Source organism: Aeromonas sp. FDAARGOS 1417 (assembly GCF_019046985.1).
GTDB lineage: Bacteria > Pseudomonadota > Gammaproteobacteria > Enterobacterales > Aeromonadaceae > Aeromonas > Aeromonas veronii.
This window is the reverse complement of record NZ_CP077221.1, coordinates 3,621,774-3,635,898: the sequence shown is the minus strand read 5'-3', so window position 1 is coordinate 3,635,898 and position 14,125 is coordinate 3,621,774. Positions and strand designations below refer to the sequence as shown.

Annotated in this window: 9 protein-coding genes and 1 riboswitch; of the genes, 3 read left to right on the top strand and 6 right to left on the bottom strand. The window is 61.6% G+C overall.

Annotation, left to right across the window (positions count from 1 at the left end; all coding sequences use genetic code 11):
* Position 1 precedes the first annotated feature (1 nt).
* Positions 2–1,300: a ferric reductase-like transmembrane domain-containing protein gene (locus I6L47_RS16775; protein ID WP_216947921.1), complete on the bottom strand. Its 1,299-nt coding sequence runs from the start codon at positions 1,298–1,300 to the stop codon at positions 2–4.
* Positions 1,301–1,608: 308 nt separating this feature from the next.
* Between I6L47_RS16775 and I6L47_RS16770 the strand changes: the two genes are divergently transcribed.
* A complete protein-coding gene (locus I6L47_RS16770; protein ID WP_101530980.1) occupies positions 1,609–1,842 on the top strand; it encodes a hypothetical protein in 234 nt (77 codons plus the stop codon).
* Positions 1,843–1,987: 145 nt separating this feature from the next.
* Here I6L47_RS16770 and I6L47_RS16765 read toward each other — a convergent pair whose 3' ends face one another.
* The 5 genes from I6L47_RS16765 to I6L47_RS16745 form a co-directional block, all read right to left on the bottom strand.
* The gene (locus tag I6L47_RS16765) at positions 1,988–2,302 is read right to left on the bottom strand and encodes a hypothetical protein (protein ID WP_128834913.1); all 315 of its coding nucleotides are present in this window, start codon (positions 2,300–2,302) and stop codon (positions 1,988–1,990) included.
* Positions 2,289–3,539: a poly-beta-1,6-N-acetyl-D-glucosamine synthase gene (gene pgaC / locus I6L47_RS16760; RefSeq protein ID WP_216947920.1), complete on the bottom strand. Its 1,251-nt coding sequence runs from the start codon at positions 3,537–3,539 to the stop codon at positions 2,289–2,291. The genes I6L47_RS16765 and pgaC overlap by 14 nt, the downstream gene beginning before the upstream one ends.
* Positions 3,536–5,494, bottom strand: a complete 1,959-nt coding sequence (gene pgaB / locus I6L47_RS16755) for a poly-beta-1,6-N-acetyl-D-glucosamine N-deacetylase PgaB (RefSeq protein WP_064337384.1) — start codon at positions 5,492–5,494, stop codon at positions 3,536–3,538. The genes pgaC and pgaB overlap by 4 nt, the downstream gene beginning before the upstream one ends.
* Complete coding sequence (gene pgaA / locus I6L47_RS16750) at positions 5,494–7,878, bottom strand: poly-beta-1,6 N-acetyl-D-glucosamine export porin PgaA (RefSeq protein WP_254204760.1); 2,385 nt, start codon at positions 7,876–7,878, stop codon at positions 5,494–5,496. The genes pgaB and pgaA overlap by 1 nt, the downstream gene beginning before the upstream one ends.
* 568 nt (positions 7,879–8,446) lie before the next feature.
* Positions 8,447–10,291 (bottom strand): M3 family metallopeptidase, encoded by a 1,845-nt coding sequence (locus tag I6L47_RS16745; protein ID WP_216947918.1) that lies wholly within the window; start codon positions 10,289–10,291, stop codon positions 8,447–8,449.
* Positions 10,292–10,567: 276 nt separating this feature from the next.
* On the opposite strand from I6L47_RS16745, the gene I6L47_RS16740 reads away from it, so the two are divergent.
* Together I6L47_RS16740 and gbpA are read left to right on the top strand one after the other, a co-directional pair.
* Positions 10,568–12,250, top strand: coding sequence for a methyl-accepting chemotaxis protein (locus I6L47_RS16740; RefSeq protein WP_005348806.1), 1,683 nt, complete (start codon positions 10,568–10,570; stop codon positions 12,248–12,250).
* A 265-nt stretch (positions 12,251–12,515) separates the two neighbouring features.
* Positions 12,516–12,601, top strand: a riboswitch (cyclic di-GMP riboswitch).
* Positions 12,602–12,666: 65 nt separating this feature from the next.
* Positions 12,667–14,088 (top strand): N-acetylglucosamine-binding protein GbpA, encoded by a 1,422-nt coding sequence (gene gbpA, locus I6L47_RS16735; protein WP_216947917.1) that lies wholly within the window; start codon positions 12,667–12,669, stop codon positions 14,086–14,088.
* Positions 14,089–14,125: the final 37 nt, after the last annotated feature.

The following is a 14,125-nucleotide window of genomic DNA, read 5'->3' as shown; positions in this document are numbered from 1 at the left end:
CTCAACGAAAGCGGAACAGCTCGCGATGCAGATGCCCGTCCGGCAACAGCCGGGTCAGGGCATCTGCCATCCCCTCCGGCCCGCAAAACCACACCTGCTCGGGCGCATCCTGCGCGATGCGGGCCAGATCCAGCCGCCCGGCCGCCTTGTCCAGATGCAGCTGATAACGCACACCGGTGCGATGACAGAGCTCGGCCAACCGTTGGTGATAGACAGCCCCCGCCAGATCCGGCGCACACTGGATCAGGGTGATCCCCTCGCCCCGCTCGCCACGGGCAGCCAACCCCTCCAGCCAGGCAACAAACGGCGTGATACCGATCCCGGCCCCCAGCCAAAGGGCTCGCCCTCCCCCTTGCGGGGCGACAAAGGCGCCATAGGGCCCGGTCACCACCACCCCATCCCCGGCGCGCGCCTCTGCCACCAGCTGACGGGTATGATCCCCGAGCGCCCGCACCGCGATCACCAGCTGGCGCCGATCCGCCGACACCCGCACTAGGGTAAAGGGATGCGGCCCCTCCTTGGCATCAAATTCGAAGAAGGCAAACTGACCCGGGCGGTAATGGGCGAGCGGCCGCTCCAGCTGCATGGTCAGCTCGCAGGTGTGATCCGCCAACGCCCGCACCGCAATGACCCGGCCCGGATGGCGATCCCTCGCCCCCACTTGTCCCAGCAGGGAGTAGAGGGCCCCGATAGCACCGATCCCGCCGACCAACCAGATCACTACCCCAACCGGCGTCATGGCTCCCACCTGAGGCAGCAGGCAGAGCCCGTGGCCCCAACCCGCCAGATAGATGAGCGGCGCCAACCGGTGGATCAGCCGAAAGCGGCCATAACTCACCAGCGCCAGCAAGCTCACCACCCCCAGCGCGATCAGCAGATAGAAACTCCACTCCCCCAGGGTATTGCCAAGGGCATGGAGCGAGATGCCATTCCCGGCGCCAGCACCAGCTCCGGCCGCGCTGGCCCCACGCCTTGCGGGGCGGCTCAGCCAACCCGCCGAGACCGCCCACTTGGGCGCCTCCACCACCAGCCAGTGGGCGGTCAGCGCCAATGCACCGCCGATGGCCATCTGGCGGTGCAATCGCAACATCCGGTCCAGACCGCCACACCACACCTCCAACTGCGGCAGACGCAAGGCCAGCAGCAGCGAAATGGCCATATAGGCCATCCCCAGCAGACCCGTCAGCAGCAACATCTCATGGCGCCAGGGCCACACCCCGTTGGCATCCCCCGCATAACCCAGCCACCAGACTCCGACCGCCAGCAGCGGCAACAGCCACCACATCCATTTGTTCGTCATAACATGCTCCCAGGTTCCATCGCGGCAGGGCCTCATCTCCCTGCTGATGGCACCATTGCACACCCGCCCGGTCACAAGACTTTGCCAGAGGGGGAAGCTTGTGTGGCAATGTGTGACAAACGGAAACAAAAGAGGGGCCGACCGGCCCCTCGTGATCACCCTTGTTGGCTCGCCCCTCTTCACAAGAGATGGCGCACAATCCACCTCCGCTGTGATTGACGACCTGCCATAAAAAGGAATCAAATGGGGATGGTATATATCTGCGGCGAACAACCTGCTGCCCACTCTTCCGGACAAGGAGTCCCCCCTTGCTTTCATCCACCGAACAACGCGTCTGCCCCAGCTGTCAGCGCGAGACCAACCATGTCGTAGTGCTGGTCGACAAATCCTATGGAAAAGAGGTGAAACCAGAGCAAAAGCGCACTGCATTTATCAAAGACTTCATTACCGGCTGGGCCGCCGGCCCCTTTCTGGCCAACATGGATCGCTTTGAACGCCATGCCATCTGTGAAAATTGCGGAAATAAAGTTATTGATGAATGAAAAATTAGGGGCAAAACGACTGGTTTTGGGAGTGTCGGCGACATCGCTATGGCAAACCGGCCCGAAAAAAACGCTCCGGGTACCCCGTCCGCTTCGCAGTGTTTGATCGGTGATAAAAAGTGAGGGGCCGACCGGCCCCTCATGATTACGGCGCTTTTGAGGCCGTTCGCTTGCCCACCAACCGGTGCAGCAGCCTATTGTATTTTGCCCAGGAGTGGATCAGCAGGAAGATGCCGAACAGCAGGGCCAGAAACAGTTGTCCCACTTCGATGGCATCCAGCGAGCCGATAAAGCTCTCATCCTCCTCCGCCTCCAGATAGTTGAGCCAGGGTTGCAAGGCCAGAAAAATCCAGCCGACCCAGGTCACCAGCAGGATCAGCAGATCCCGCAGCCGATACTTCCAACTGCGCCGGGTACCGTTGCTGATGATCATCTCCTTCGCCAGCTTATGTTTTGTCACGGAATGACTCCCCCCTGTCAGGACTCTCCCACACCGCCAGCTGGCCACGACGACGCAGGATCGCCTTGGGCACCGCCACCACCACGGTCACCAGATTGAGCAGCCAGTAGATGAGCGGGTACCAGACACACCAGATAAAGCTGCGGGCCATGCTCTTGTCGTAGTGGTTGTCGATAAAGATGCTGACCCCGAACTGCACCAGACAAATCGCGGTCATCATCACCCCGGTCCACTGGAACAGATGACCCACCGCCAGTCCGCTCACGTCAGGCTCAATCAGCCAGATCAGTGCCAGCAGCAACATGCTGTAGCACCAGGCAACGCTGGAGATATACTCCAGCAGCAGCAGCCAGAAGCGTCGGTTGCGCCAGCGCATCGCCTGCAACCCGTAGCGCAGAAACACCTCGGCGCCCCCCTGCGCCCAGCGCAGCCGCTGCTTGTAGAGACCGCGTACCGTCTCCGGCATCAGCACCCAGCAGAGTGCCTGCGGCTGATAGTGGATGAGCCAGCCGGCCAGCTGCAGCTTCCAGCTGATGTCGATATCCTCGGTCACCATGTCATTGCTCCAGCCACCGACCGCCTCGACCGCCAGCTTGCGAAAGGCCACCACCACCCCGGAGACGGTAAAGACAGTGCCGTAGATCCGCTGGGCCCGCTTGATGAGGCCGATGATGGAGCTGAACTCGCCGGTCTGGATCTTGCCGATGATGGTGGAGCGGGTGCGTACCCGCGGATTGCCGGTGACCGCCCCGACCCTCGGGCTCTCGATGAAGTGCTTCACCATCCAGCGCACCGCGTCATAGTCGAGCACCGCATCGCCGTCGATGCCGACCAGGATCTCCCCGCTGGCCACCGCCAGCCCGTTGTTGAGCGCCATCGCCTTGCCCTGATTGTGCTGGTGGAGCACGGTCAGGCGCGGATCCTGCTGCGCCAGCCTATCCAGCCGCGCGCCTGTGTCGTCCTTGCTGCCGTCGTTGATGGCCAGCACCTCGAAATCGGGATAGCGCTGGCGCAGCAGGTGGCCGATGGTCTCCTCGACGTTGGCCCCCTCGTTGTAGCAGGGCACCATCAGGGTCACTCTGGGGTAATAGGGGAGCTCCAGCCCCCGCTTGGCCAGCGCGATATCCCTTCGCTCCCACTGGAAGTAGTAATAGAGACCACCACAAACCCACACCATGGCCATCAGACTGGGATAGGCCAACGTAAAGATGGCTATCCCTTCCAGAAGATCCTTCACCGCATCGCCTCCCCTGGGGTGGCTTTAGCTGCACTGACTGCGACCGGCGTCACCGGCAGCTGGGTCGGCTGAGGCTGGGTCTGCACCGAGAAGACCGGCTTGAGCACCGCCGGATCCGGCTGGTTGTTGTGAAAATCATCCGGGTAGTAGCCAAAGTTGGTCACCCCCTTGCGCTGGATGATCTGCATCCAGCGTACCAGCTCGGCATCGGGGATAGGCTGGTCGGTGCGCCAGTTGCGGCTCTGCAGTTCGAACACCAGCCGATTGGCCGGCACCTGTGCCAGTGAATCCTCCGCCAGCCTGGCCAGCCACTCATCGGGGTTTTCTGCCTGCTCCATATAGGGCATCGCCATCACGGCGGTGTAGTCATAGGCCTTGGCAAACGCCGCCATGCTCTGGGCAAACCACTGCTGGGATTGCGGCTCTGTCACCAACGCCGCATAGATGTTGCGGGCAGTCTTGAGACCGTCGGCGCCCCCTTGCCGGTAACGAGCGGCGGCATCACGCAGCGCCATGGTGAAGTCGATCAGCAGATCGGTCTTCTGCTCTCCCTGCGCCTGCAACGCATTCGGGGTGCGAGCCAGCGACATCGGCCCCTCGTAGTCGCTGAGGAACGCATCGTCATGGAACAGCAGACCATCGAACTTGGTGTAAAAACCGAGATCCTCGTAGATATCCAGCAGCAGCTGACGAGTGGCAGGATCCCAGGGCGAAAGGCGTAGATACTGCCCCTTGGCGGGGGCGCCGGTACGGCTGTCGGTGACATAGGCGTGGTTCGGCCCCATGTCGTAGGCCATCACCGGCATCCAGGCGAACACCTTGACCCCGGCACGGGTCTTGAGCTGCCAGGCCACCCGGTTGAAGAGATCCGCCTTGACCGGCATATGACGGTTGGGGAAATAGAGCGCCTCCGCCACCCCGTCGCCGTTGTCATCGGCATAGGCCTGCAGATAGACGGTGGTGATGCCATACCCCTTGATCCGATCCAGCAGCATGTCGATGTTCTTGTTCATCTGCTGCGGATCCTTGTCGTAGACATAGTCCAGATCCACGTGCACCAAGCGCTCCACCTGCCGCTCCCAGGTATTGCCCCCCATGATCTCATCCAGGGTTTCGAGGCTGGTGTCCTCCTCCAGCAGATAACGGCGCACCGTGCTGCCCGAGTCACTCAGCTTGTTGAGCCCTTCCGCTAGGGTGAAGGTGTAGGGCATCCCCGCCGCACTGGCCAGCTCCAGCGCCGTCTGGTTGAAGGCGCCGTAGGGCCAGACCAGGATCCGTGGTGCCCGACCGGTCTGCTCCCTGAGCTGGCTGGCTGATGCGTCGAAGTCCGCTTTTATCCGGGCCCGATAGTCGGCCATGCTCTCGTAGCCATTCTGGCTCCAGCCTGCGGTGGTCACCGCCGGCTGCACGTTGCCCTGCGGGTTGGCGAGCAGCCCGTAGTGGGAGGTGAAAGTGTGGGAGGCCAGCTCCACCAGTCCGGAGTCCTGCATCTCGCGGATCTGAGGCCAGCCGACGAAGTAGCTGCGTGGTAGCTTGTCATTGCCGTACGGGACCATCTTGTCATCGGCAACATCCAGCCAGCTGCCCACCAACGCAAAGACCGCCGGATAGTTGTAGAGCTTGAGCAGCGGATAGACCAGCCGGTAGAAGCTCTCGTAGCCGTCGTCGAAGCTGAGCAGGATCGCCTTCTCCGGCAGCTGTGCTTTGCCCGCTTTGGCATCCAGGATCTGCTGGAAGCTGACCGGGTGATAACCCTGCTGCTTGATCCAGTTGAAGTGGCGGATCAGGGTGTCGCGCCGGATGGTCTGGGGATAGAGCTTGAGGTTGGGGGTCAATTTCAGATCGACGATATCGTGGTAGCAGAGCACCACATAGTCATCGGGTTGCCGGGCTGCCTGCGTCAGCGAAGGCAGCAGTGCAAGCAGCAAAACGAAAGGAGCAAGCCAGCGTCTCATCACATGAAACTCCATTGCAGATTGGCGAAGATGAAATTTCCGAACTCGGGATTGCCGTCATAGATGGCCTGACGGCGGCCAAGGCCATAGCCCAGGCTGAGGGCGGGAGAGAGGATCCAGTCGTGGCGATAGCTGAGCTGCCACCCCTGATCGCTGCCATAGCCTTGCTGCCAGTAGTGGTTGCCACTCATGGTCAGGCTCTGTAGTAAAGAGCGGCGCCCATCCAGCGGCAGCCGGTAGCGCCCCGCCAGCTCCAGCTCCAGATTGCGATCCTGCAAGGGGTTGAAGTAGTCGACCTCCAACGCCTCGTTGCGGGAGGTGGCGCCGCGCAAGGTGGTATCGAACCACCAGCGATCCCGACGCCAGAGATCCTGACGCAGCCAGCCGGAGGCGGTCAGCCGCCGGTTGCCGTCGCTGATATCCATCCGCTCCAGCCGCAGCGCCCCCTCGCGGGTCTCATCCTGACGCCAGCCCAGATCGAACTGGTATTGATCGGCGTAGTTGCCGCGCGCCAATGCCCGCAGCGGGGTGTCGGCACTGTTGAGATTGATGGCTGCACCCAATGTCCAGTGATCATCCAGCCGCCAATCGAGGCGACTCCAAAGATAGCCTTTGTGGTTGAGCTCGCTGCCCGTGCCCCCCTCCAGCGTCAGTTGCAGCGGGTAGAAAAAGATCTCGGCCCCCAGCCCGGTATAGGCGGCGCGCTCGGGCTGCTGGTCGAACTCGCCAAAGCTGCCCTGACGACGGACAAACAGCCGATCACCGCCATCAGTGCGAGCGCTGTAGAGGCGGCTGTCGTAGCTCCAGTCACGGCTGGCCTGCACCGAGCCCCCTTCGTTGCGGCCATGGGTCAGGTCGGTAACAAATTGTGGCGCCTGCTCCAGAGTCAGCCGCTGCTGCAACTCCTGACGATCCCGGGTCAGGTTGCCAAGGGTGCGCACGGCCTGCGGCGTGCCCTGCCAGTCCCCCTTGTCGAGCCGGGCGTTGAGGCGACCCGGCTCGGCCAGCACGGTGCGTCCTGCTGGCAGCCAGCGCACAGCCTGCTGATAAGCCTGCTCGGCTTTATCGGGATGACCCCGCCAGCGGCGGATATCCCCCAGTTGCAGCCAGAGCCAGGGATTGGCAGGCGCGGTTTTCAGCCATCCTTCCAGCTGCCGCTCTGCCGCGCCCGCCTCACCACGCCAGGCCTGCAGCAAGGTTTTCAGCTGCAACACCTTCTCGTAGTCGTCGTTGGCCATCCGCATGTTGCCGGTGAAATCCCAGCGAGTCGGCGGCTCCTGCCAACCGGCCAGCAGCCCCTGCGCCGCGCCATAGCGCTCTCCATCCGAATAGGCATAGAAGCGCTTCTCCAGCAGGCGTTTGTCTTTGGCCCGTGCCGGGGTCGCCAGTTGCTGGTAAATCACGGAGGCCTCATCCACCCGCCCCAGCCCGGCCAGTGCATCGGCGCGCGCCTCCAGCACATAGTCAGGCAATGGCCCCTCGGCCTGCAGCGTAGCGGACTCCCGTTCGGCCCGGGCAAACTCGCCGAGGGCCACCAGCGTCACCACTACATCTCGGCGGGCACTGATATAGAGCACATGATCGTGGGGGGCGCGGGCCAAGATCCGTTCTTGCAGCGCAAGAGTGCGGGTCAGGGAACGGCGGGCCAGCACCGGATCCTCGGTCTGGGCCGAGATCCGCAGCAGATTGACCGCCTGGTAGTAGTCGAGCCAGAGCCGGTCGACCGGTTTGAACAGCTTGGGGTAACGGCTCATCATGTCTGCAGCCGCAGGGCCTGCCCCCAGGCTCACCGCTACCCGATAGAGCGCCAACACCTGCTCGGGATTATCCGGCTCCAGCTCCAGCCACTGCTGACGGGCCAGCAGCTCACCCATGGGATCTTCACCCTGGCGAGCGGCATAGATGCGGGCTTCGAGGATCGCTTGGTCGCGGCCGAAACGGGCTTCATAATCAGCAGCTGCGCGGCGGGCCAGCTCGCGGTTGCCCTGATCACTGGCAGTGAGAAACAGCCCGAGCCAGCCATTGCGGTTGGCCGGATCGCGTCCCTGCAGGATGCGGTAATAGCTGATCGCTTCGGAGTAGCGCTTCTCGTCGCGGGCGGCACGGGCCAACCCTTCCAGCGTACTGTTGCTGATTTGGCTGAGCTCGCACGGCTCACAGGCGGCCAGCGCCCCCTTGCGATCACCCCGCCACAGCTGCACGGCGATCAGATCATCGAGCACCTTGCCATCACCACTTTGTCGATAGAGAGCATCCAGCCCGTGCACTGCCGCATCCAGCTCTCCCGCCCGGGCCTTGATCACCCAGGCTTCACGCACTCTGTCCACCTCACTGGCACACACCAGCAGGGGCAACAGCGCCAACATCAAAAAGATGCGATTCATTCGCAACATACCACCCATAACAAACGCTGGTCATATCGTCCCTGCACGACCATACGGATATACACACCCGTCCGCTCCTGCCTGATGAGCAAGAGGGCTTCCTGACTTGTGTGCTGATTTCGAGGGTGAAAGGCGGGCAGCGGCCACACCTTTCCTATGTGCGGCCCAGCCATCTCCGGGCGGAGATCTGAGGCTTTCCGAACCCGATTCACATCGGGAGTGGCAAGGTGGGCGATTTTGCAGCTGTGGACAATTTAGTCAATCCAACAAGATGGGAATGGTTCTCAAAAAGATGAATAGATCAATCTTTATGCACAAAGGTGAGTGCAAAAAACACTATTAACAAAACAGACATAACAGCGTGAATCACCGAATCTATTACCTTGCGGCTCACTGTTCACGTTCATCTTCATATGAATACATATTTGATGGGAAAATCGCGGACACAATTGCCAAAGCGACACCTGGTGTCGTACCCATCCCTAGTGAGGTGTCCCCCACTACAGCTGTAACAAGGGATAGCCATAAGGCGCCGTGCTCCCGGCATGCTCACCGGGAGCACTGTGGTTTACGCGGCTGACGCTCGTCGGTAATGCTCAACGATCCACGCCTCGAAGTCGGCCAGCATGCGGGTTTCCGACTCGCTGTTGTCGGCGATAAGCTCGGCGCCGTGTACCACCCGGATATGGGCGTCGACCGGGCTTCCCTCGCCAGCCGCGGGGCGCTGCTGGGCGGCGGCCATGCAGGCTTGCGCCTGTTGCCACGCTTCGGCGGCGCTCAGGTTGCATGCCTCGGCCAGCGGCACGGCACTGAAGCCTTCACCAGTCAGGCTGCGCAAGGTCTCATCATGAGTCATGCCGTTGCCCGGCCCCCAGTAGTGGGCGGCCAGATCCGGCCCGATACGCGGGTTGTCGGTGAGGTAGCCATCACGTTTGAGGAAAAAGGCGCGGGTCTGCTCCACCGCCATCAGCGCCAGCAGGTAGCCGTGATAGGCGCAGGCCGACTCCTGATTAAGGAGGTGCGGAATGGCCAGCAACGGACGCGGGCTCTCGACACCGAGGATCTTGCACTCCCACTTGCGGGCCAGCGCCAACACCGCCTCGGGGCTACGTTCGGCCTCATCCATGGCGTAGAGATCCCGTTCGAAGTAGGCCACCAGCGCGATCTGGCGCTCGTTGAAGGCACGAAACGGCTGACGCGCTTCGATCATCTCCTTGATGAGGGCGTCGGGAACAGCCTCTCCCGCCGCATTTCTGGCGTAACGTTTCAGCCAGTCGGCATCGTCCAGCAGGCTGTCGCAGAACATCGACTGGGTCTCGGCATAGGCCATGGAGGTGGGCGGGAACTCCTGTGAGAAGCAGGGGGCGTTGCCGGTGACATTGGCAAAATGCGCGGCGTGGCCCCCCTCGTGGAACAAGGTATTGAGGCCGTTCCAGCCGCTGCCCACCTGCGCCGGATCGGCCAGGCTGGTGAAGTTGACCACAGCCGGCACCCACTCCCCCTGCTGGAAGAAGCTCGGTACCGGGCCGTGGCAGAAGCCGTTCTCGTATTTCCCCTCCCTGGTCAGCAAGTCCAGCGTCAGGGTCGCACCACGATACTGGATGCCGAGCCGGCGGAAGCTCTCGACCCAATCCCGCAGCGCCCGCGAGAAGGGCACGTAAGGATCGAGCTGGCGGGTCACATCGCCGCTCACGCTGTAACGCAGGTTGTGGGGCAGCAGAGCCGCCTCGCCCTTGGCGGCCTTCAGCTCAACCAGACTCTGCTGCAACCGGGCGTCGGTGCGGGCAACAAAGTCGTCGAGGATGGCGAACAGCTGCTCCGGGCTCATCTGCTCGTTCTTGCGCACCTTGTAGTCGAAGTAGTCGCGATAGCCCATGGCGCGAGCAAAGCGGTTGCGGATCGCCACCACCTCGAGAAAACCGTTGCCGACCACCCACTGCTCCAGGGTGTGGAACATGGCGAGCGCGCTCTGGCGCACCACCTCGTTTGGGCTGGCGGCGAGCGAGGTACTGGCGGCGGGCAGGCTGCCTGCAACCTGCTGGCCCTGCTCATCCAGCAGGGTCAGTTTCAGCCCCTTGCGGCGGGCGAACAGCTCCGCCTCGGCAGCTACCAGCTCATCCATCAGGGCGGCAGCGGCGGGATCTTCAATCACATTGCACTCGAAGAAGGCGATCCAGCCTTGCAGACCGCGCTTGAGATCATCCTCGTCGGCCTGCACCAACATCTCCCGCAATTCGGGCAGACGGGCCGGATTGGCACAAAAGGCCTTGTAGGCCTGCTCGGCCGCGGTGAAACCGGCCTGATCATCGCTGGTGCCCATATAGGTGGACCAGAAGAGATCCTCCTTGCGCCTGTGCACCTGCAGGTAGTCGGCGTTGAGCTGGTTGAAGTAATTCCTGGCAATGGAACTCATAAATTCCCTCTTGTTATGGGGTCACCCGCAACGGGGCCCACTCCTTTTTTTGAAGAAATGCCAAACCATTCACACTCTTTGGCAAAAATTGCGCTGGGATGCGCATCAACACGCTACCAAAAAGTGGGGGTTGCTGTCTGCTGACTATACTGATGTTAAAACGCTCATTTGAGAAAGCTCGGCAAGAGACTGAAAGTAAATGAGTTGTTAACTCTTACGAACTGGCTGCCGCGGTACAGAGCCACATAAAATCAACAGGGAAATGAGGGTTTAGTCATGTTCAAGCTCGGTGATATTACCGTGAGCCGCAAATTGATTTTGCTGCTCGCACTGGCTTTTGTCGGTTTTGTCTCGCTGCTGCTTATCTCGGCCAACGCGCTCCAGCGCAATCTGATGAGCGAGCGAGAGGCGCGGCTCAATGCGGTACTGGAGCAGGCCATGAGCCAGATCCAGTTTCTGGCCAGCACCCTGCCAGCAGAGCAGGCTCAGCAGGAGGCGCGCAAGCTGCTGACCAACACCCGCTTTGATGGCAACAACTACCTGTTCGTCATCGACGAGAACCGCACCATGGTGGTTCACCCCATCCGTCCCGAACTGGTCGGCCAGAAGATGGGTGAAGGAGGCGCCGCCACCGCCGGGCAGTTCTGGTATCAGATGGTGGATATCGCCAAAGGGGGCAAACAGGGCACTCTGCAATATGTGTGGGTCGGCCCGTCGGGTGAAACCGCCGACAAGCTCTCCATGGTCTCCGGCTATCAGCCCTGGGGCTGGATCCTCGGTTCCGGCATGCTGCTGCAAGATATTCAGCAGACCATCTGGGCCCAGTACATGAAGATGGGGACCGCCACCGCCATCGTGATCCTGCTGATGGGGCTGCTGGGCTGGCGCATCACCCACTCCATCGTCTCCCCCCTCAGCCAGATCAACCACGCCATGCAACGAGTCGCCAAGGGGGATCTGGTGGTAAGCATCCCGGTACAGGGCAAGGATGAGCTGGGAGTGGTCGCCCGCTGCACCAACCAGAGTCTCGATGCCATCCGTCACGCCCTGCTGGAGGCCAGTCAGGGGGCTCGCAACGTGGCCGATGCCGCCCTGCGCATCGCCGCCTCCGCCGAGCAGACCAATCAGGCGGTCACCAGCCAGCGGGATCAGCTGGCCCAGCTCGCTACCGCCATGAACGAGATGAGCGCCACCATCTCCGATGTGGCTGGGCACGCCGAAAATACCGCGCGGGATACCCAGGAAGCGACCGGTGAAGCGGGTCTCGGCAACCGTGACGTTCATGCCAGCGTGCACGGTATCAAAGCGCTGGCCACCGAGGTGGAGCAGGCCACCCAGCAGGTCAACCAGCTCAAAGAGGGAGTGATGCAGATCAGCGAAGTGACCGCCGTCATCAGCGCCATTTCGGAGCAGACCAACCTGCTGGCCCTCAACGCCGCCATCGAAGCAGCCCGTGCCGGTGAGCAGGGCCGCGGTTTTGCCGTGGTGGCCGACGAGGTGCGCCAACTGGCCAGCCGGACTCGCCAATCCACCGAGGAGATCCAGAGCACCATTGCCCAGCTGCAGCAACGGGCAGTCACCGCCGCCAACGCCATGGATACCAGCCGCAAACTGGCAGAGAGCAGCGTCAACCAATCCCAGCAGGCGGGGCAGGATCTCACCCTGATCGTCAACCACATCCAGCATGTAAGCGACATGGCGACCCAGATCGCGACCGCCGCCGAGCAGCAGAGCATGGTGGCCGAGGATATGAACCGCAACGTCAGCGGCATCAACGACTCGGCGCTGGAGATGTCCCAGTCCGCCTCGCAACTGGCGCAGGAGAGCGAGCTGCTGGCCGGTCTCTCCCGCAGTCTGGATGAGCGACTTGCGGTGTTCAAACTGGGTAAGGAGTCCGCCGCGGCGCCGATGATGGCACCCCAATCTCCCCCCTCCGGCGAGCAGCACGCCCGCCATTGATAGCGTCAATATGTGTCGCCTTGTCATCCGACCTGCCAGCTCAGCTGGCAGGTTTTTTTACGCCGCAAAACACGCAGCAAGCATGCACCTTATTGGCATATTCAACGGTATTCGACGCCATTCACAAATAAGAGAACAATTTAAAAACAGCCAGTTAGAATGATTTACGCGCCATTGGATGATGCATTTAAACATTCAACTTCAAATAACGAATCAATGCAGTGCACAATGCTGATGGCCGAACATTTGGCCCATCACTAATCATCTAGTCATTTGGCAAACTGACCGAAAGGTCGGGACGCAAAGCCTCCGGTCTACAGACGTTTTGTCCAGGATAGCGGGGTTGCCACACGCAAGTGTGTATCGGGGAATCCCCAGGCCAACTGACTGCCCACATCTGTCGAACAGAGGAATGTATGGCAGCAAAAATCCAACTCAATCACATCGCAGCGGTGCTGGCTCTGCTGGCCAGCGGCAGCGCCCTGGCTCATGGCTACATCAGCCAGCCAGAGAGCCGCAACTATCTGTGCAAAACCGGCGGCAACAGCCAGTGTGGCGGCGTGCAGTGGGAACCCCAGAGCGTGGAGGGCCCTTCCGGCTTCCCGCAGAGCGGCCCACAGGATGGTCAAATCGCCTCGGCGGGCAGCCCGCGCTGGAGCGAGCTGAACATCCAGACCAGCGACCGCTGGACCAAGCGTGAAGTACAGCCCGGCCCCTTCGCCATCAGCTGGACCTTCACCGCAAACCACGTCACCCGCAACTGGCGCTACTACCTCACCAAGCAGGACTGGAACCCCAACCAGCCGCTCACCCGCGCCTCGTTCGACCTGACCCCCTTCTGCGTCATCGACGGCAACATGGTGCAGCCACCCAAGCAGGTGACCCACAACTGCATCCTGCCGGAGCGCACCGGTTATCAAGTGATCCTCGGCGTGTGGGAAGTGGGCGACACCAGCAACAGCTTCTACAACATCATCGATGCCAAGTTCAAAGATGGTAGTCAGCCGCCGCTGGAGTGGAGCCAGTCCGGCACCATCTACCCCTCCATCGACCTCGCGGCAGGCGACAAGGCGATGACCCGGGTATTCGATGCCAACGGCGAGCGCCCCGATCTGCAAACCGTGCTGACCATCACCACTGCCGAACAGGGCCAGAAGAACAACTGGGCCCATGCCCTTGCCAGCAAGATCAACGCCGAGCAGAGCCTGATCCGCGCCGGTCAGCAAGGAGCCGATGGCCAGTTCAATCCGGTCTACGGTATGAACCCCATCTATCTGCATCGAGACAGCAAACTGGATCGAGTCGAGATTGACCTGCAACAGCAGCAACCGCCGGTGGTGGACAGTATCAGCGTCAGCGGTCTGGCCAGCGACTATGTGCTGGACAACGGTAAGGCAACCCTCGATTTCACCGTCACCGCACAGGGCGATCTGGCCGTCACCAACACCCTCTATGACCACGGCGGCGTGGCCAAGGGTGAAAGCAGTGCCGACATCAAGGACAGCAGCCACACCTTTACCATGGCGCTGAAGGGGCTCAAGGCAGGTCACCACCAGCTGGTGATCAAGGCCACCCCGAAAACGGGCGGCGAGACCATCCAGCAGACCATGGATCTGATGTTCAAGGATCAGAGCAGCGGCGAATATGACTTCGTCTTCCCGAACAACATCAAGTCCTACACCGCCGGTACCAAGGTGCAGCAGCCGAAAAATGGCAAGGTCTATCAGTGCAAGCCCTTCCCCTACAGCGGCTACTGCGTGCAGTGGGCCGCCACCGCCACCCAGTTCGAGCCGGGTGTCGGATCCCACTGGCAAGAAGCCTGGATTGAGCTGAAGTGATCCGCTGCGGGTCATGACGCCATCCATAAAACGGGGA

Coding starts and splice junctions, on each gene's coding strand:
- I6L47_RS16775 (WP_216947921.1), bottom strand. CDS start 1,300: ATGACGAACAAATGGATGTGGTGGCTGTTGCCGCTGCTGGCGGTCGGA.
- pgaB (WP_064337384.1), bottom strand. CDS start 5,494: ATGAGACGCTGGCTTGCTCCTTTCGTTTTGCTGCTTGCACTGCTGCCT.
- gbpA (WP_216947917.1), top strand. CDS start 12,667: ATGGCAGCAAAAATCCAACTCAATCACATCGCAGCGGTGCTGGCTCTG.
- I6L47_RS16745 (WP_216947918.1), bottom strand. CDS start 10,291: ATGAGTTCCATTGCCAGGAATTACTTCAACCAGCTCAACGCCGACTAC.
- I6L47_RS16740 (WP_005348806.1), top strand. CDS start 10,568: ATGTTCAAGCTCGGTGATATTACCGTGAGCCGCAAATTGATTTTGCTG.
- pgaA (WP_254204760.1), bottom strand. CDS start 7,878: ATGAATCGCATCTTTTTGATGTTGGCGCTGTTGCCCCTGCTGGTGTGT.